The organism is Streptomyces sp. NPDC087263, assembly GCF_044744645.1.
GTDB lineage: Bacteria > Actinomycetota > Actinomycetes > Streptomycetales > Streptomycetaceae > Streptomyces.
Genome location: NZ_JBIUYT010000008.1, coordinates 216,140 through 232,837, shown reverse-complemented (window position 1 = coordinate 232,837; position 16,698 = coordinate 216,140). Strand labels below are relative to the sequence as shown.

General features: G+C 68.0%; 16 protein-coding genes and 1 pseudogene. 1 reads left to right on the top strand and 16 read right to left on the bottom strand.

The genetic code is table 11. The features are described from left to right. Window positions 1-14: 14 nt before the first annotated feature. From ACIPC1_RS26235 to ACIPC1_RS26185, 11 genes and pseudogenes are all read right to left on the bottom strand, one after another. Window positions 15-459 (bottom strand): annotated as a pseudogene (locus ACIPC1_RS26235) (diacylglycerol kinase family protein); the annotation flags it as partial. Between the two features lie 31 nt (window positions 460-490). Continuing rightward, on the bottom strand, window positions 491-1,441 hold the full coding sequence (gene tatC / locus ACIPC1_RS26230) for a twin-arginine translocase subunit TatC (protein ID WP_402520964.1): 951 nt from the start codon (window positions 1,439-1,441) through the stop codon (window positions 491-493). Between the two features lie 47 nt (window positions 1,442-1,488). Beyond that, the gene (gene tatA, locus ACIPC1_RS26225; RefSeq protein WP_402520962.1) at window positions 1,489-1,782 is read right to left on the bottom strand and encodes a Sec-independent protein translocase subunit TatA; all 294 of its coding nucleotides are present in this window, start codon (window positions 1,780-1,782) and stop codon (window positions 1,489-1,491) included. 239 nt (window positions 1,783-2,021) lie between these two features. Beyond that, window positions 2,022-2,216 (bottom strand): hypothetical protein, encoded by a 195-nt coding sequence (locus ACIPC1_RS26220; protein ID WP_384379961.1) that lies wholly within the window; start codon window positions 2,214-2,216, stop codon window positions 2,022-2,024. 99 nt (window positions 2,217-2,315) lie between these two features. Beyond that, entirely contained in the window at window positions 2,316-2,546 is a 231-nt protein-coding gene (locus ACIPC1_RS26215; RefSeq protein WP_384380239.1) for a hypothetical protein, read from the bottom strand. Between the two features lie 107 nt (window positions 2,547-2,653). Then, a complete protein-coding gene (locus tag ACIPC1_RS26210) occupies window positions 2,654-3,682 on the bottom strand; it encodes a helix-turn-helix transcriptional regulator (RefSeq protein WP_402520960.1) in 1,029 nt (342 codons plus the stop codon). A gap of 16 nt (window positions 3,683-3,698) precedes the next feature. Beyond that, window positions 3,699-4,652 (bottom strand): helix-turn-helix transcriptional regulator, encoded by a 954-nt coding sequence (locus tag ACIPC1_RS26205; protein WP_384379956.1) that lies wholly within the window; start codon window positions 4,650-4,652, stop codon window positions 3,699-3,701. Window positions 4,653-4,856: 204 nt separating this feature from the next. Further along, window positions 4,857-5,228 carry an FKBP-type peptidyl-prolyl cis-trans isomerase gene (locus ACIPC1_RS26200; RefSeq protein ID WP_385736092.1) on the bottom strand — a complete coding sequence of 124 codons (372 nt, stop codon included), beginning with the start codon at window positions 5,226-5,228 and terminating at the stop codon, window positions 4,857-4,859. 69 nt (window positions 5,229-5,297) lie between these two features. Next, entirely contained in the window at window positions 5,298-6,296 is a 999-nt protein-coding gene (locus ACIPC1_RS26195; protein ID WP_402520957.1) for an FKBP-type peptidyl-prolyl cis-trans isomerase, read from the bottom strand. A 213-nt stretch (window positions 6,297-6,509) separates the two neighbouring features. Beyond that, on the bottom strand, window positions 6,510-7,871 hold the full coding sequence (gene pafA / locus ACIPC1_RS26190) for a Pup--protein ligase (protein WP_384379947.1): 1,362 nt from the start codon (window positions 7,869-7,871) through the stop codon (window positions 6,510-6,512). A gap of 9 nt (window positions 7,872-7,880) precedes the next feature. Continuing rightward, window positions 7,881-9,140 carry an MFS transporter gene (locus ACIPC1_RS26185; RefSeq protein WP_402520955.1) on the bottom strand — a complete coding sequence of 420 codons (1,260 nt, stop codon included), beginning with the start codon at window positions 9,138-9,140 and terminating at the stop codon, window positions 7,881-7,883. Between the two features lie 109 nt (window positions 9,141-9,249). On the opposite strand from ACIPC1_RS26185, the gene ACIPC1_RS26180 reads away from it, so the two are divergent. Continuing rightward, window positions 9,250-10,272 (top strand): LacI family DNA-binding transcriptional regulator, encoded by a 1,023-nt coding sequence (locus ACIPC1_RS26180; protein WP_402520953.1) that lies wholly within the window; start codon window positions 9,250-9,252, stop codon window positions 10,270-10,272. A gap of 410 nt (window positions 10,273-10,682) precedes the next feature. On the opposite strand, the gene prcA is transcribed toward ACIPC1_RS26180, so the two are convergent. The 5 genes from prcA to arc form a co-directional block, all read right to left on the bottom strand. After that, window positions 10,683-11,429, bottom strand: a complete 747-nt coding sequence (gene prcA, locus ACIPC1_RS26175; protein WP_384379938.1) for a proteasome subunit alpha — start codon at window positions 11,427-11,429, stop codon at window positions 10,683-10,685. Between the two features lie 109 nt (window positions 11,430-11,538). Continuing rightward, window positions 11,539-12,384 carry a proteasome subunit beta gene (gene prcB / locus ACIPC1_RS26170; RefSeq protein ID WP_402520950.1) on the bottom strand — a complete coding sequence of 282 codons (846 nt, stop codon included), beginning with the start codon at window positions 12,382-12,384 and terminating at the stop codon, window positions 11,539-11,541. A 147-nt stretch (window positions 12,385-12,531) separates the two neighbouring features. After that, window positions 12,532-12,750, bottom strand: a complete 219-nt coding sequence (locus ACIPC1_RS26165; RefSeq protein WP_365434733.1) for a ubiquitin-like protein Pup — start codon at window positions 12,748-12,750, stop codon at window positions 12,532-12,534. 177 nt (window positions 12,751-12,927) lie between these two features. Next, window positions 12,928-14,439, bottom strand: a complete 1,512-nt coding sequence (gene dop, locus ACIPC1_RS26160) for a depupylase/deamidase Dop (RefSeq protein WP_384379933.1) — start codon at window positions 14,437-14,439, stop codon at window positions 12,928-12,930. A 234-nt stretch (window positions 14,440-14,673) separates the two neighbouring features. Continuing rightward, complete coding sequence (arc, locus tag ACIPC1_RS26155; protein ID WP_365434739.1) at window positions 14,674-16,440, bottom strand: proteasome ATPase; 1,767 nt, start codon at window positions 16,438-16,440, stop codon at window positions 14,674-14,676. Between the last annotated feature and the right edge of the window lie 258 nt (window positions 16,441-16,698).

Sequence of the window (16,698 nt, the reverse complement as noted above, 5' to 3'; positions counted from 1 at the left end):
TCGAACAGTTAGTAGTCGCCCAGCGTGATCCGGTAGGGGACGGGTTTGAGGGCGGCCGGTTCAGCGAGCGTCGCGAGGTCGTACTTGAAGCGGCCGGTGGGCCAACGCATGCGGTTGCCACGGTCGTTGACCCGTGAGTCGAACTCGGAGGCGAGGACGATGCCGAACCAGGTGCCGCCGACCTGCCCAGGTCGACGTCCCGCAGCCGTGCGCTCTTGAGGGTCTCGGCGATCATCCGCGCGCGGCCGCCGGATCGCCTACGGGCAGGCTCAGGGCCCGCGCGAAGTCGTTCCCGGTGCCCACGGCGACCAGGCCGAGCGGGGTGCGCGTCCCGGCGGGAAGGACCGCACGGACGGAGAATCCCGCCGCCCGCAAAGCGGAAGCGGCCGGCTGCGCCGCGTGGGCGCCCCGGCCGCGGCCCGCGGTGGGGTTGACGAAAAGGGTGATCTCGCTGGTCACGAGCCCGACCCCATGATCTCTGCGCGCGTGGTCAGGTCACGTCGTCATAACCGTTGACGCGCTCCGAGCTCGCCTGCTCGGGCAGGGCCGCCCGGCCGGCCGACACCGCCTCGACCTCGCCGATGGCCTCGGGGGTGAGGTCCAGTTCGGAGGCCTCGTCGTCGGCCGGTCCCGAGGCCTCGCGCCGACGCCTGCGCCGGTCGTTCAGCAGCGAGAAGGCGACCGCGCCGAAGTACAGGACCCAGATCGGACCGGCGAGCGCCAGCATGGTCAGCGGGTCGGTGCTGGGCGTGGCCACGGCCGCGAAGACCGTGATGCCCATGATCATGCCACGCCACCAGCCGAGCATCCGCTTGCCGGTGATCGCGCCGGTGAGGTTGAGGAAGACCAGCAGCAGGGGCAGTTCGAAGGAGAGCCCGAAGACGAGCACCATGCGCGTGACGAGGTCGAGCAGATCGTCCAGCGGCAGGAGGTTGGAGGTGCTCTCCGGCGTGAATTCGAGCAGCACCTTCGCCGTGGTGGGCAGCACGGTGTAGGCGAAGTAGGCGCCGCCCAGGAAGAGCGGGGCACCCGTGCCGACGAACGCGTAGGCGTACTTCTTCTCGTGCCGGTGCAGACCGGGGGCGACGAAACCCCACAGCTGGTAGAGCCAGACCGGCGAGGCGAGCACGACACCGGCCGTCAGCGACACCTTCAGTGCCAGCGTGAAGGGGGTGAGCAGACCGTTGATGGTGATCTGCGCACACGGCGCGGCGGACGACGACTTCGCCAACTGCTCGAAGCTCTGCTTGCAACCGACCGAGTCGAGGATCGGCTTGGTGATGAGATTGATGATGTCGTTGTAGAAGAAGGCGGCGACGACAGTGATAGCGATGATCGCCAGCATGGCCTTCGCAAGCCGGTTGCGGAGCTCACGAAGGTGTTCCGCAAGGGGCATGCGCCCCTCGGGATCCTTCTCCTTCTGGCGGGCAGGCTTCAGCAACCCACGTTCCCATCTCGTGCGGCGGGCCGGAGGTCACCGGCCCTGCGTCAGCGCTTGGTCGTCGAGTCCGTCGGCTCGGTGACCGGGCGGGAGCTGGTCACGTCGCCGGGTGCGGCCTGGATGGTGCGCTGAGCCGCGGGCTGCTCGTCGGTGGCCGGCGGGGCGGCCGGAGCGGCGGCCGTGTCCTGGCCCTCCGTCTTCATGGCCTTGGCCTCGCTCTTCAGGATGCGCGCCGACTTGCCCAGGGAGCGCGCCATGTCCGGAAGCTTCTTCGCGCCGAACAGCAGGATGATGACGACGAGGATGAGAATGATCTCGGGAGCTCCGAGCCTTCCGAACATAAGTCTTTACCTTCTCACCGAGGCGGCATGGATTGGGGGCTGTCCGATCGATCGGACATGTGTCCGAGCGTCGCGCTGACAGCGATCGTAACGCTCAGGGGTAAACGCGGGGCAATCCCTGTGCGTACTCCCAGTTCGCGACCCGCGCCTCGTTTATCGGGGCCGCGACCAGCAGCGTACCTGCCGTTCCCGCAAAGGTGACAGGGCGAAAGCCACTCAAAGCGCGGCGAACCCGTGACTTACAACGCGTCCACGGAGCGCGCCGTGGTCACGGCCGCGCGCTCCAGATCCTCGGCGGCCCTGTTGATGCGCTGTGCGGAATCGGAAACCTGTCTGCCCAGACGCTCGGCTTCGAGGAACACACGGACCGACAGCACACCGAGAACCGCGATTCCCAGAAAACCCACAGCGATCGCAAACATCGGCCAGAACATGACGACGACCCTAGACGACCCCGGCTGACCCGGGGACCGCCCTCGGCCATCCCCCAGGACCTGTGCAGACCCAGGTCCTGTGCCAGGAGCTGTGCAGGCCTAGGAGCTGTGCAGGCGCAGTGTCCGCACCCCGCCCCCGGTGAGGAGTTCGACAATGCGCTCACCGGCCGGCTTGCGGACGGCAGCGCCGCACTCCGGGCAGGTGAAGGAGTAGAAGGTGGTGCGGCTCGACGCGCCGATGGCCAGCATCAGGGCGCTCGCCCGGAGCTCGAAAGCGGCCCGGCAGTCGGGACAACCGGCTCTGAAGACCGTCTCGACCACCCTTCTCATCCCGGCGAAGGCGGTGACGGCGGACACCTCCGGACCGCCCGCAGAGGCACCGGCAGCCCGATCCGCCACGCCGGTCCTCTCGGGCACACCAGACATCGTCGACGTGCTCAAAGCCCTTGCTCCTGCCTGTCGTACGACCCGTCCTGAGCTCCCTGGGGCCCGTCGTAGGCCGTGAGTGCCTCGCGGGCCGCCTGCTGGGCGCTGTCCGCGAGGTCCCGCGGTGAGACGATCCGGCCGTCGCGGCCCAGACGCAGCGCCAGTCTTCGCAGCGAGGTGGGATCGGGGGTCCGCAAGGTGATCCGCAGTCCGCCGTCCGGTAGCTCGTCCGCACTGTCGTGCGGGTAGTACTCGGCGACCCAGCGTCCGCCGGGGCCGACCTCCACGACCACCTCGGGGTCATCGGCCGCCGGCTGCACCAGCCCTTCGGAGAGGTCCCGCATCTCGATCTCGGGCGGCGCGGACGGCTCGTCCAGGATGCGGATCTCGGCTACCCGGTCCAGCCGGAAGGTGCGGCGCGCCTCGGAGCGACGGCACCAGGCCTCCACATAGGTGTGGCCGACGCTGACCAGGCGGATCGGGTCGATCTCGCGCTCGGAGAGCTCGTCGCGCGAGGGCGAGTAGTAGCGGATCCACAGCCGGCGCCGCTCCGAGATGGCCCGGTCGACGTCCGCGAAGACCCCGCCCTCGGACTCGAAGGTGACCGAGAGCCGGGAGCTGGCCCCGGCCGCCTCCCCGGAGGCGGCCTCCACCTTGGCGGTGGCGCGCAGCAGCGCCTGCCGGTCGCCCTCGCGCAGGCCGGGCAGCGTGGACACCGCGCGGGCGGCCACCAGCAGCGCGGTCGCCTCGTCGGCGGCGATCCGCAGCGGCTCGGCCGCGTCCGCGCCGAGGGCACCGGGGTTGCGCCACCAGATCCGGTCGCCGTCGGTGTCGATGTCGAGCAGGTCGCCGCCGCGGAAGCTGGTCCCGCACAACGGCAGTACGTCGAGGTCGGAGATCAGCTCGTCCTCGGTGATCCCGAAGGCCCGGGCGACGTCGCTGACGCGCGCGCCGGGGCGCTCACGCAGATACGTCACCAGCGAGAGCATCCGCCGGGTCTGGTCGATCGCGTTCGTGGGCCTGGCCGGTTTTCCTGCCACTTTCTTAACTTTCCCCTCAGCCCTTGGCCACGGCGCGCAGCCGGTCCACGACGTCCGCCCGCAGCTCGGCCGGTTCCAGGACCACCACGTCGGGCCCGAACTCGACCAGCCAGGCGTCCAGACCGTGCCCGTACGGAATCTCCAACTCGTCCCACCCGCCCCCGAGTTCCCGTACGGAGACGGCCTTCGCCCGCAGCGGGTAGCCGGCGCCGGTACGCAGCCGGATCAGCGCGGAGCGGTCGGCGATCTCGCCGGCCCAGCTCGCGACGGTCTCGCGCACGGTGACGACGTCGGGCACGTCGGCGGTGTACCGCCCCGCCCGGGTGCGGACCTTGCCGGTGATCCGCGAGAGCCGGAAGACGCGCTCGGCTCCCCGGTCGCGGTCCCAGCCCGCCAGGTACCAGTGGCCGCGCCAGCATTCGAGGGCCCACGGTTCGACATGGCGGGGCTCGGGGCGCACCGCGGTGGCCTTGCGGTAGTCGAAGGCGACCGGGCGGTGGTCGCGGCAGGCGAGCATCAGCGGCTCGAAGGCGGCCTCGTGCACGGGGATGTACGGTTCCAGGGCGCCATGGGGCTCGTACGGGTCGACGTCCTCGGGCAGGCCCGCGGCGCGCAGCTTCTGCAGAGCGCCGCTCGCGGCACCGGCGAGACGGGCCTGTTGCCAGACCTTGGCGGCGAGGCCGAGGGCGGCGGCCTCCTCGGCGTCGAGCGTGATGGCCGGCAGCCGGTTGCTGTCCCGGCGTGCGAGATAGCCGACCTCACCGTCGAGGTTCTCCACCGTCTCGATGACCAGGCCGAGTTCGCGCAGATCGTCCTTGTCCCGTTCGAACATCCTGTTGAAGGAGTCGTCCGAACTCGCCTCCAGATAGGCCTCGATGGACTCGCGAAGTTCGCGCTTGCTGAGCGGCCGCCGTGTCCCGAGCAGACACAGCGCCAGGTTCATCAGCCGCTCGGCCTTGGCAATGGCCATCGACGCCCTTCCTATGGTGCTTCCGACCGATGACCGTACCGCTCCGGAGTGTCGTGGCAAAAGCCGAGGGCCCATGCCCGGACAGGCATGGGCCCCAGATGATCAAGTCCGGTCAGACCTCGCCAGATGATGTACGACGATCAGACGGCGACTCTCTCGACCCGCGACTCTGTCGATCAGACGGCGACTCAGACAGACGGCGACTCAGACCGCGACGAGGTCGCAGACGAAGATCAGCGTCTCGCCGGGGCCGATCCGGCCACCGGCGCCGCGGTCGCCGTACGCGAGGTGCGCCGGGATGACCAGCTGGCGGCGGCCGCCGACCTTCATGCCCTGCACGCCCTTGTCCCAGCCACTGATGACCTGGCCGACGCCGAGCTGGAACTCGAGCGGGGTGCCACGGTTCCAGGAGGCGTCGAACTCCTCGCCGGTGGAGAAGGCCACGCCCACGTAGTGGACCTTGACGAAGTCGCCGGCCTTGGCCACCGCCCCGTCGCCCTCCCAGATGTCCTTGATCTCGAGGTCCGCCGGGGGCTCGCCGCCCGGGAAGTCGATCTCGGGCTTGTCGATGCTCACGTCTCTTGCTCCTGCTTGTTCGCGTAAAGGCCTTTAAGCAACTCCGACAGTCTCACATCCCCGCATGCGTTACATCTTCGCCAGGATGTCGACCGAGAACACCAGTGTGGAGTCCTTCTGGATGCCGCTGCCCTCCGGCGGGCTGTCGCCGTAGCCAAGGCTCGGCGGTACGACGATCAGGACGCGGCTGCCGACCTTCTTGCCGGTCAGACCCTGGGCCCAGCCCTTGACGACCTGCGTGAGCGAGAACGACGTCAGCGAGTCCCGGCTGTAAGTCGAGTCGAAGTCCTTGCCGTCCGCCCAGAGCACGCCCTTGTACTGCACCAGGACGGTGCTGTCGGCCGCGACCTCCGCGCCGTCGCCTTCGATGACGTAGTTCGCCACGAGCTTCGTCGGGGCGTCCGACTTCGGTACGTCGATGGAGGGGGCCTTGCCGTCGGTGTTGGTGCCGACCTTCGGGAGGTCGATGTTGTCCTGCGCGACCGTCTTGCCCTGAGCGGAGCTCTTGGAGTTGAACGTGTTCTGCACGTCGACGACGAACACCAGGGTGTCGGTGCCCTTGATGCCCGCCTGCGTGTTCCCCTCCGTGCCGTAGCCCCAGGTCGGCGGCACGGACAGCTCGACGCGGCTGCCGACCTTCTTGCCCACCAGGCCGTAGCGCCAGCCGTCGATGATGCTGCCCTGTGCGAGCTGGATGAGCAGCGGCGTCTTGCGGTCGTAGGAGTTGTCGAAGACCTTCGCGGTCGCCCAGACCTGGCCGAGGTAGTGGGCCTCGATGTAGTCGTTCTCCGCGACCGTCTTGCCGCTGCCCGCGATGACCGTCTTGACCGCCAGGTCCTTCGACGGATCGCCGCTGCCCTTGGCGACGGTCGGCTTCTCACCGAACTTCGCACCGGCCGTGACGGCCGGGAGCGGACCGTCGACGATCTTCGGCGGCGGGGGTGCCGAGGCGGAGGCCGAAGCCGACGGGCTGCTGCTGGACTCAGCCGTGTCCGACTTGTCGTCACCGCAACCGGCGAGTGTGACAAGTCCAGCGGGTACGGCTAGAAGAAGTGAGCGTCGGCGCACGGTGGGGGCCCTCGTTCGGTCGATCTTGGTTGATGGCGTGCGCGCTACCTTACTGACGTTTAGGCGCCGCCCGGGGTTCCGGCCCGCCCCGGATTCCGGTCGGGGCTCCGGGGGTTGTCACCCGGGGCAGCACTGTCCACATGAGAAGGGCGCCGTACGTAAAACGTACGACGCCCCACGTTGCGTTCCGCGATCAAGGCCGGAACGCTCCGCTCACATTCCCGCGATCAACTTCTCCACCCGGTCGTCGACGCTGCGGAACGGGTCCTTGCACAACACGGTGCGCTGCGCCTGGTCATTGAGCTTGAGATGCACCCAGTCGACCGTGAAGTCCCGGCGCTGTTCCTGAGCACGCCGGATGAAGTCGCCACGCAACCGCGCCCTAGTGGTCTGCGGGGGCACGGACTTGCCCTCGAAGATCTTCAAGTCGTTGCAGATACGGGCGGCTTGTCCCTTCCTCTCCAGGAGGTAGTAAAGACCTCGCCGACGGTGGATGTCGTGGTAGGCGAGGTCTATCTGCGCGACGCGCGGGTTGGACATGGTCATGTTGTGCTTCGCCCGGTACCGCTCGATGAGCTGGTACTTCATGACCCAGTCGATCTCGGTACCGATCCGGTCGAGGTCCCCGGACTCGATCGAGTCGAGCGTGCGGCCCCACAGTTCGAGGACCTGCTCGACCACTCCGGTGCGGATGCCGCGGCGCTCCACGAAGTCCACGGCCTTCTCGTAGTACTCACGCTGCACGTCGAGGGCGGAGGCCTCCCGGCCGCTGGCCAGGCGCACCTTGCGCCGGCCCGTGATGTCGTGGCTGACCTCGCGGATCGCCCGGATCGGGTTCTCCAGGGTCAGGTCGCGCATCACCGTGCCCGCCTCGATCATGCGCAGCACCAGGTCGGTGGCACCGACCTTGAGGAGCATGGTCGTCTCGGACATGTTCGAGTCGCCGACGATGACGTGCAGCCTGCGGTAGCGCTCGGCGTCCGCGTGCGGTTCGTCGCGTGTGTTGATGATCGGCCGGGAGCGGGTCGTCGCGGAGCTGACACCCTCCCAGATGTGCTCGGCGCGCTGACTGACGCAGTACACGGCGCCCCGCGGGGTCTGCAGCACCTTGCCGGCACCGCAGAGGAGCTGCCTCGTCACGAGGAACGGAATGAGGATGTCTGCGAGCCGGGAGAACTCCCCGTGCCGGGCCACCAGATAGTTCTCATGGCACCCGTAGGAGTTTCCTGCCGAGTCGGTGTTGTTCTTGAACAGGTAGACGTCGCCCGCGATTCCTTCCTCGTGCAGGCGTCGTTCGGCGTCTACCAGGAGTCCTTCGAGAATGCGCTCGCCGGCCTTGTCGTGGGTGACCAGTTCGATCAGGTTGTCACATTCGGGTGTGGCGTATTCCGGATGTGATCCCACGTCGAGATACAGGCGGGCACCGTTCCGCAGAAAGACATTGCTGCTGCGGCCCCATGACACGACACGGCGGAAGAGGTACCGCGCCACCTCGTCGGGAGACAGGCGGCGCTGTCCCCTGAACGTACACGTGACGCCGTACTCGTTCTCCAGCCCGAAAATGCGGCGGTCCATGACTGAACATTACGCCCGATCCACTGACCGCAAACGGGGTTCGACGGCACGGTTTGGATCATTTTCCGATGAGACCGCAACCACCTCCGTGTTCCCGGTAGCTGCGAGGACCCGTCCCGTGGACAGCAGAACCACCAGCGCGGCGGCGCCGGCGGCCCCCGGTACGGCGTAGCCCCACACCGCCCCGCCCGACTCGACGACGGGGCCCGCCAGGCCCGTTCCGACGGACGCTCCCACGGTGAACGTGGTCACGAGCCAGGAGAACGCCTCGGTGACCGTGCCCTTGGGAGCATGCCGGTCGACGAGCACGAAAGCGCAGGCGATACAGGGCGCCAGGAACACCCCGGCGAGGGTGGTGAGGGCCGTCATGGCGACCGGACCCGGCACCAGCAGCAGTGGCACGTAACACACCGCCAGGAGCGCCACGAGCAGCCGCAGCCGCCGCTCCGGCGCACCGGTCCACTGCCGCGCGCCGTACACGGTGCCACCGACGAGCGCACCGAAGCCGATCCCCGCCATCAGCCACCCGTACACCGCGTCCCCGCCGTGTCCGTCCGCGTACGAGACGGAGGCGACCGTGATCGAGCCGAGCGCGATCCCGACGAACAGGAAGGCGCCGAGCAGGGCCACCAGCCCGGCCGAACGCAGCGCGCCGAGCCAGTGCGCCTCGCGCGGAGCCGAGCGCCACGCGCGCGAGGGGGGCGACACGACCACAGAAAGGGCACCCAGGACGCCTATGACGTTCAGGACGAGCAGCGCGGCCTGGGCGGACCAGAGCGCCACGCACAGCGTCACGAGCAACGGCCCGACGGTGAACATGATTTCCTGCGCCACGGCGTCCATCGCGTACGCGGTGTGCACCTGCTCCTCCTTGCGGAGGATCGAGGGCCACAGCGCCCGCAGACCGCCCTCCAGGGGCGGCGTGAAGAGCCCGGCTATCACCATGGCGACATACGCGAGCGGCAGCGGGTCCGTACCCGAGAACGCGAAGAGAGCCATCCCGAGGGCCGAGACGAGCGCGGCGGGCAACTGGACCCGCGGCTGCCCGTACACGTCCACGAGCCGCCCGAGCAGCGGCTGCCCCACGGCGTTGGACACCCCGTACGCGGCGGCCAGCGCACCCGCCAGGCTGTACGTGCCGCCCTCCGCGCGGATGAAGAGCACGACGGCGATGGCGGCGGTCGCGTTCGGCAGCCGCCCTATGAGCGTCCCGGTGAGCAGCCGGGCCGCATGCCGCGCCCGGAGGATCTCCACATATCCCGCGGCCATGAGGCGCCCTTCTCGTAATCCCGTGGCGTCCGAAGTTTTACGTATAACTTCCTCTCCCATACGTACCATGTGCGCAGTCCGCGAGTCCAGACGAGGGAGCAGGTCGACGGTGGCACGAGGTAGCACGCGCCCCACGAGCCGGGACGTCGCCCAGGCCGCCGGGGTCTCCCAGGCCGCCGTCTCGCTGGTGCTCGGAGACAAATGGCGCGGCCGGGTCTCCGAAGCGACGGCCGAACGGGTCCGGGAAGCCGCCCAGGAGCTCGGCTACCGCCCGAACCTGGCCGCCCGCAACCTACGTCTGGGCCGCACCCGCACCGTCCTCCTCGTGGTCCCCGCCCTGACCACCGAGTTCTTCGCGGGCGTCTACACGGGCGCCGCCCGGGTGGCTGCCGAACACGGCTTCGGCGTGGTCCTCTACCCCTCCCCCGAGGGCATCGGCCCCGCCCGCGACCCCTTCGGCTCGGCACGCGCCGCCCTGGACGGCGTGATCGCCTCCTCCATGGCCGCCGACGCCCTCACCGCCATCCGCGGCGACCAACTCCCCCTGGTCATGCTCGACAGCAACCCCGAGGGCAGCCTGGGCGCCGCAACCGTCAACCTCGACATCAAGGACGGCGTACGCCAGGTCGCCGAGCACCTCCTCGCCCTGGGCCACCGCCACTTCCTGCACCTGGCGGCCGACATCCCCTCCTGGACCTTCGAGGTACGCGCCCAGGAACTCACCACACGCCTGGCCGAGGTCCCCGGCACCCACCTCCGCACCGCACGCGCCCCGCTCTCCATCGAGGGTGCCCTGAAGGCCGCCGAAACCGCCCTGGCAGCCCCCGGTCCCCGCCCCACCGCCCTCGTCTGCGACGACGACAACCTGGCGGCCGGCGCCTACAAGGCGGCCCGCCGCCTACGTCTCCACATCCCCGACGACCTCTCCATCACCGGCCTGGACGACCTGGCCCTCTCCAGGGCCATCGACCCCGAACTGACCACAGTCCACCTGAACGCCGAACTCTTCGGCGAACGCGGCATGCAGGCCCTCCTGGCCGTCCTGGAGGGCCACACCCCCCTCCAAGGCGACATCCCAGTACACCTGGTCGTACGAGGCTCCACAGCCCCACCACGCCCCCCAGAGCCCTAAATCCAGGCCCCGCCACCCCATCAGCAAGTCGAGAGCCCGGCAGCCACAACCCGAGAGACCCACCACCCACCCACCCCCCACACACGGCGACAGGAGCCGGAGGCCCGGTGGACCTGCCACCCACACACCCACACACCCACCGGCGGCAGGAACCGGGTGGCCGAGAGACCGGCACCCGCCCACCGGCGGAAGGGGCCGGGGGCCGGTACATCAAATGCCCGTCGCCAACGTGGTCACACCGCCCCCAGCCCTACAACAAACCACAGTGCCCATCGGCGACGGGCGGATGTACCGGCCCCCGGCCCCGACCCCCCACCGAACCGCAGACGCCCGACCCGCAGACGCCCCAAACGCCGCGCGCCCCGGCCACTACGGACCGGGGCACGCGATGAGCAAGGTCAAAGACGAGATCACTCGTCGTCCTCAGGATCCTCCGCCTCGGTAGCCGTGGACGCCCCATCCGCCTCAAGCAGCCGAGCCAACTGCCGCCCAACAATCCGCTTGAACTTCCGCTGCTGCGGCCGCGTCCGATCCAAAATCGCCACCTCGAGCCGCTCCGCCGGAATCTCCCGCTCCCCCCCGTTCGCCTCACGCGACAGGGACTGCACGGCCAGCTTCAACGCCTCGGCAAGCGACATGCCGTCTTCATGGCGCTGATCCAGATACGTACTGATCTGCTCGGCATTACCACCCACCGCGACCGACCCGTGCTCATCCACGATCGACCCGTCGTGCGGCAGCCGGTAGATCTGGTCACCCTCGGGGGTGTCCCCCACCTCGGCGACCACGAGTTCCACCTCGTACGGCTTCTCGGCCGCACTGGAGAAGATCGTGCCCAGCGTCTGGGCATAAACGTTGGCAAGACCGCGGGCGGTCACATCGTCACGGTCGTAGGTGTAACCCCGCAGATCGGCATAACGCACACCGCCGATCCGCAGATTCTCGTACTCGTTGTATTTGCCGGCGGCGGCAAAGCCGATCCGGTCATAGATCTCGCTGAACTTGTGCAGCGCACGGGACGGGTTCTCGCCGACGAACACGATGCCGTCGGCATACTGCAGCACAACAAGGCTGCGGCCACGGGCAATGCCCTTGCGGGCGTATTCCGCCCGGTCGGCCATCGCCTGCTGGGGTGAGACATAGAACGGCGTCGACACCGGCTATCCGTCCCTTTCTGTCGAAGTCACTGGATCACCTTCCAAGAAGTCGCTGTCAGAGCGACCACGGGGCAGCAACCACCAAGCAGTCACTACCAGGCAGCCACTGTCAGAGCAGCGCCGCCCGCGGACCGTCGGGCTGCTCAAGACGCCGCTCCAGGATCGAGCGGGCGATCTCGGAGGACTCCTCGTCGCCCAGACGGCGGAATCCGTCCTCGGTGATCACGGTGACGATCGGGTAGATCCGGCGGGCGACGTCAGGACCACCGGTCGCCGAGTCGTCGTCGGCCGCGTCGTACAGGGCCTGGACGACGAGGGTCGTGGCCTCCGCTTCGGAAAGGTCCTTGCGGTAGAGCTTCTTCATGGCACCGCGCGCGAAGACCGAGCCGGAGCCGGTGCCGGCGAAGCCGTGCTCCTCGGAGCGGCCGCCGGTGACGTCGTACGAGAAGATCCGACCCCTCTGACGGTCCACGTCGTAGCCCGCGAAGAGGGGGACCACGGCGAGGCCCTGCATGGCCATGCCGAGGTTCGAACGGATCATCGTGGACAGGCGGTTGGCCTTGCCCTCCAAGGAGAGCGTGGCGCCCTCCACCTTCTCGAAGTGCTCCAGCTCCAGCTGGAACAGCTTCACCATCTCGACGGCCAGACCCGCCGTACCGGCGATGCCCACCGCCGAGTACTCATCGGCCGGAAAGACCTTCTCGATGTCACGCTGCGCGATGACGTTTCCCATGGTCGCCCGCCGGTCACCGGCGAGAACCACACCGCCGGGGAACGTGACGGCCACGATGGTCGTCCCGTGCGGGGCCTCGAGCACGCCCTGCGTGGGCGGCAGCTGCCGCCTGCCCGGGAGCATGTCCGGCTGGTGGTCGGAGAGGAAGTCCATGAAGGACGCCGACCCGGGCGTCAGGAAGGCAGCCGGCAGACGCCCGGTGCTACGAGGGTTGGCTTCCACGCGATTCCTTCCACGTAGGCTGCGGCCCGCCGTGGACGGCCGAGCCGATCATCAAATCTGTGCACGGACCATACCCGCGCGAACGCCGATCATCCGTCCCGGCGCCGACCCGCTGGATCAGGCCGACTCCGGGGCGGACAACTGGCGTTATTCTCCGCCCTTTTGAACGAAGGACCTCACGAAGTCCTCAGCGTTCTCTTCGAGCACGTCATCGATTTCGTCGAGGACGGAGTCCACGTCGTCGCTCAGCTTCTCCTGGCGCTCCTTGAGGTCCTCGGAACCCTGCGCGTCCTGCGCCTGCTCCTCGGCCTCCTCGGTGGAACGCGTGGCCTTCTGCTGTCCGCCGTCGGTGTCCTTGGTCGCCATAAACCCTCACCCCGCTCGGTTCGACGTTCTTGATCAGACCCTACAAGCAGGGTCCGACATCGGCCCCGCAGTTGCTACAACGTCCGGGAGCCACCTCGATGATTCCCGGACACGGCTTCTTTCCACCCCGATCCGCCGCTCCGGCCCCTTGGGCCGTGCGGGCCCCGCCGTGACCGCTCAGCCGCCCGACAGGACCTTGACCAGGTCTTCAGCCGTACGGCAGCGGTCGAGGAGCTCCTTGACGTGATTACGCGTTCCGCGAAGCGGCTCCAGGGTTGGGACGCGCTGGAGCGAGTCCCTGCCCGGCAGATCGAAGATCACCGAGTCCCAGGAGGCCGCCGCGACGTCGTCCGCGTACTGCTCCAGGCAGCGCCCGCGGAAGTACGCGCGTGTGTCCTCGGGCGGCTTCGTACGGGCCCGCTCGACGTCCTGCTCGTCCAGGAGGCGCTTCATCTTGCCGCGCGCCGCCAGGCGGTTGTAGATGCCCTTCTCGGCCCGTACGTCGGCGTACTGGAGGTCGACCAGGTGCAGCCTGGCGGCGTCCCAGTCGAGACCGTCACGGCGCTGGTAGCCCTCCATGACCTCCCGCTTGGCGACCCAGTCGAGCTCTCCGGAGAGGCTCATCGGGTCGTTCTCCAGGCGGTTCAGGGTGTCCTCCCAGCGGAGCAGGACATCCACGGTCTGGTCGTCGGCGTCCGACCCGAACCGTTCCTCCACGTACTTGCGGGCCAGCTCGAAGTACTCCATCTGGAGCTGCACAGCGGTGAGTGTCCGGCCGCTGCGGAGCGTGACCAGACGCTTGAGCGTCGGGTCGTGCGAGACCTGGTGCAGGGTGCGTACGGGCTGGTCGACCGCCAGGTCCACGGCGATGAAGCCGTCCTCGATCATCGAGAGGACCAGGGCCGTCGTGCCCAGTTTCAGATAGGTCGAGATCTCGGAGAGGTTCGCGTCGCCGATGATCACGTGCAGCCTGCGGTACTTCTCGGCGTCCGCGTGCGGCTCGTCGCGCGTGTTGATGATCGGGCGCTTCAGGGTGGTCTCCAGGCCCACCTCGACCTCGAAGTAGTCGGAGCGCTGGCTGAGCTGGAAGCCGTGCTCGTGCCCGTCCTGCCCGATACCGACGCGGCCCGCTCCGGTGACGACCTGACGTGAGACGAAGAACGGCGTGAGGTGGCGCACGATGTCCGAGAAGGGGGTCTCCCGCTTCATCAGGTAGTTCTCGTGCGTGCCGTACGAGGCGCCCTTGTTGTCGGTGTTGTTCTTGTAGAGGTGGATCGGCTGGGCACCCGGAAGCTGGGCCGCGCGCTCCGCGGCCTCGGCCATGATGCGCTCGCCGGCCTTGTCCCACAGGACGGCGTCCAGCGGGTTGGTGACCTCCGGCGAGCTGTACTCCGGATGTGCGTGGTCCACGTACAGCCGCGCGCCGTTGGTGAGGATCACATTGGCCAGGCCGATGTCCTCGTCGGTGAGCTGGCTGGAGTCGGCGGCCTCGCGGGCGAGGTCGAAGCCCCGTGCGTCCCGCAGCGGATTCTCCTCCTCGAAGTCCCAGCGGGCGCGGCGCGCCCGGTGCATCGCCGCCGCGTACGCGTTGACGATCTGGGACGAGGTGAGCATGGCATTGGCGTTCGGGTGGCCGGGGACGGAGATCCCGTACTCCGTCTCGATGCCCATTACTCGCCGTACGGTCATGCGGCCCTCCTTGCCCGGCAGTGCCCTCGGTCGGGGGCGCTGCTCAAGTACCGCTGGTGCTCCGGCGCGTGTGCGGTGCCCGTCCCCGCACTGCGCGACTCGGCGGTACGAAAGAGCCTAGAACGCCTTTGCACTGGTGGGGAGATCATTTGCGTCATTGCCTCGCTCCAGCCGTGACCCGGAAAACAGTCGGCTGCGGGTACCCACGGAGGGCACCCGCAGCCGCCCTGTCTTTTACAGGTACTGACCGGTGTTGGCCACCGTGTCGATGGAGCGTCCGGTGTCCGCGCCCTGCTTTCCGGTGACCAGCGTACGGATGTACACGATCCGTTCGCCCTTCTTGCCGGAGATTCGGGCCCAGTCGTCCGGGTTGGTGGTGTTCGGCAGGTCTTCGTTCTCCTTGAACTCGTCCACGCAAGCCTGGAGGAGGTGGGAGACCCGAATGCCCTTCTGGTTCTGGTCGAGGAAGGCCTTGATGGCCGCCTTCTTGGCACGGCCGACGATGTTCTCGATCATGGCGCCGGAGTTGAAGTCCTTGAAGTACAGGACTTCCTTGTCACCGTTGGCGTAGGTGACCTCGAGGAAGCGGTTCTCCTCGGACTCGTCGTACATGTGCTCCACGGCGGTCTGGATCATGTTGTTGACCGTGGCCGCACGGTCGCCGCCGTGCTCACCGAGGTCGTCGGAGTGCAGCGGAAGGCGCTCTGTGAGGTACTTCGCGAAGATGTCCTTCGCCGCCTCGGCGTCCGGGCGCTCGATCTTGATCTTCACATCGAGTCGTCCGGGGCGCAGGATCGCGGGGTCGATCATGTCCTCGCGGTTCGAGGCGCCGATCACAACCACGTTCTCCAGGCCCTCGACGCCGTCGATCTCGGCGAGCAGCTGGGGGACGATGGTGTTCTCCACGTCCGAGCTGACGCCTGATCCACGGGTCCGGAACAGGGACTCCATCTCGTCGAAGAAGACGATGACGGGGGTGCCCTCGCTGGCCTTCTCACGTGCACGCTGGAAGACCAGGCGGATCTGCCGCTCGGTCTCGCCGACGTACTTGTTCAGGAGCTCGGGGCCCTTGATGTTGAGGAAGAAGCTCTTGCCCGTGGCCTGTCCGGTCACCTCGGCGACCTTCTTGGCCAGCGAATTGGCGACAGCCTTGGCAATGAGCGTCTTGCCGCATCCAGGAGGCCCGTACAGCAGGACGCCCTTGGGCGGCCGCAGTTCGTGCTCCTTGAAGAGGTCGGGGTGGAGGTACGGGAGCTCGACCGCGTCGCGGATCGCCTCGATCTGGTTGCCCAGGCCGCCGATCTGCTCGTAGCCGATGTCCGGGACCTCTTCGAGGACGAGTTCCTCGACCTCACTCTTCGGAACGACTTCATAGACATAGCCGGAACGGGGTTCGAGAAGCAGGGCGTCGCCAGAGCGGATGACGATGTCCAGGAGCGGCTCGGCGAGCCGTACCACCCGTTCCTCGTCGGTGTGCCCCTGCACAAGGGCACGTTCGCCGTCCTCAAGGATCTCCTTGAGGGTGACGATCTCGCCGACGCTCTCGTACTCCATGGCCTCGACCACGTTGAGGGCTTCGTTGAGCATCACTTCCTGGCCGCGCCTGAGCTCTTCGAGCTCCACGCTGGGGCTGACGTTCACCCGGAGCTTGCGGCCCCCGGTGAAGATGTCCGCCGTGCCGTCCTCGTTGGCCACGAGGAAGACACCGAAGCCTGCCGGCGGCTGTGCGAGCCGGTCGACCTCTTCCTTGAGGGCCACGATCTGGTCGCGGGCCTCACGGAGCGTGTTGGCGAGCCGCTCGTTCTGTGCGGACACGCCGGCCAGGTTCGTCTGCAACTCGACGATCCGCTCTTCGAGAATCCTCGTGTGTCGCGGAGAGTCGGCGAGCTTGCGTCGCAGGACGGCGATCTCCTGCTCAAGGTAGGCAACCTGCCCGGCGGGGTCATCGGACCCTCTTCCCGGGCGGATGCCGCGGTTCATGTCGTCGTCGTGGGCTGCCACGGTCCTCACCTCCTCCAAGGGGAGCTGGACGCTTCCAGACCCTACCTGGGTGGGTGTCGATTGAAACCCCTAGATCATAAAGACTGTCGGGGTGTGTCCGATCTTCACCCTTGCGCTCTCCCTCACGCCAGTGGAATACCCACCCAACATGGTTGGGAAGCGGACGGAGGTAGGGTCGAAGTGTTCAACACCCGTCAGGGCTGGCCCGACTTGCAGGGATATCGGGTCACTCGGCACAGGAAACGGCAGGAGAAAGAC

Excerpts from the sequence above, each read along its gene's own strand:
- tatA (WP_402520962.1), bottom strand. The coding sequence starts at position 1,782 with ATGTTCGGAAGGCTCGGAGCTCCCGAGATCATTCTCATCCTCGTCGTC.
- ACIPC1_RS26220 (WP_384379961.1), bottom strand. The coding sequence starts at position 2,216 with ATGTTCTGGCCGATGTTTGCGATCGCTGTGGGTTTTCTGGGAATCGCG.
- ACIPC1_RS26215 (WP_384380239.1), bottom strand. The coding sequence starts at position 2,546 with ATGAGAAGGGTGGTCGAGACGGTCTTCAGAGCCGGTTGTCCCGACTGC.
- ACIPC1_RS26205 (WP_384379956.1), bottom strand. The coding sequence starts at position 4,652 with ATGGCCATTGCCAAGGCCGAGCGGCTGATGAACCTGGCGCTGTGTCTG.
- pafA (WP_384379947.1), bottom strand. The coding sequence starts at position 7,871 with ATGGACCGCCGCATTTTCGGGCTGGAGAACGAGTACGGCGTCACGTGT.
- ACIPC1_RS26185 (WP_402520955.1), bottom strand. The coding sequence starts at position 9,140 with ATGGCCGCGGGATATGTGGAGATCCTCCGGGCGCGGCATGCGGCCCGG.
- ACIPC1_RS26165 (WP_365434733.1), bottom strand. The coding sequence starts at position 12,750 with ATGGCGACCAAGGACACCGACGGCGGACAGCAGAAGGCCACGCGTTCC.
- dop (WP_384379933.1), bottom strand. The coding sequence starts at position 14,439 with ATGACCGTACGGCGAGTAATGGGCATCGAGACGGAGTACGGGATCTCC.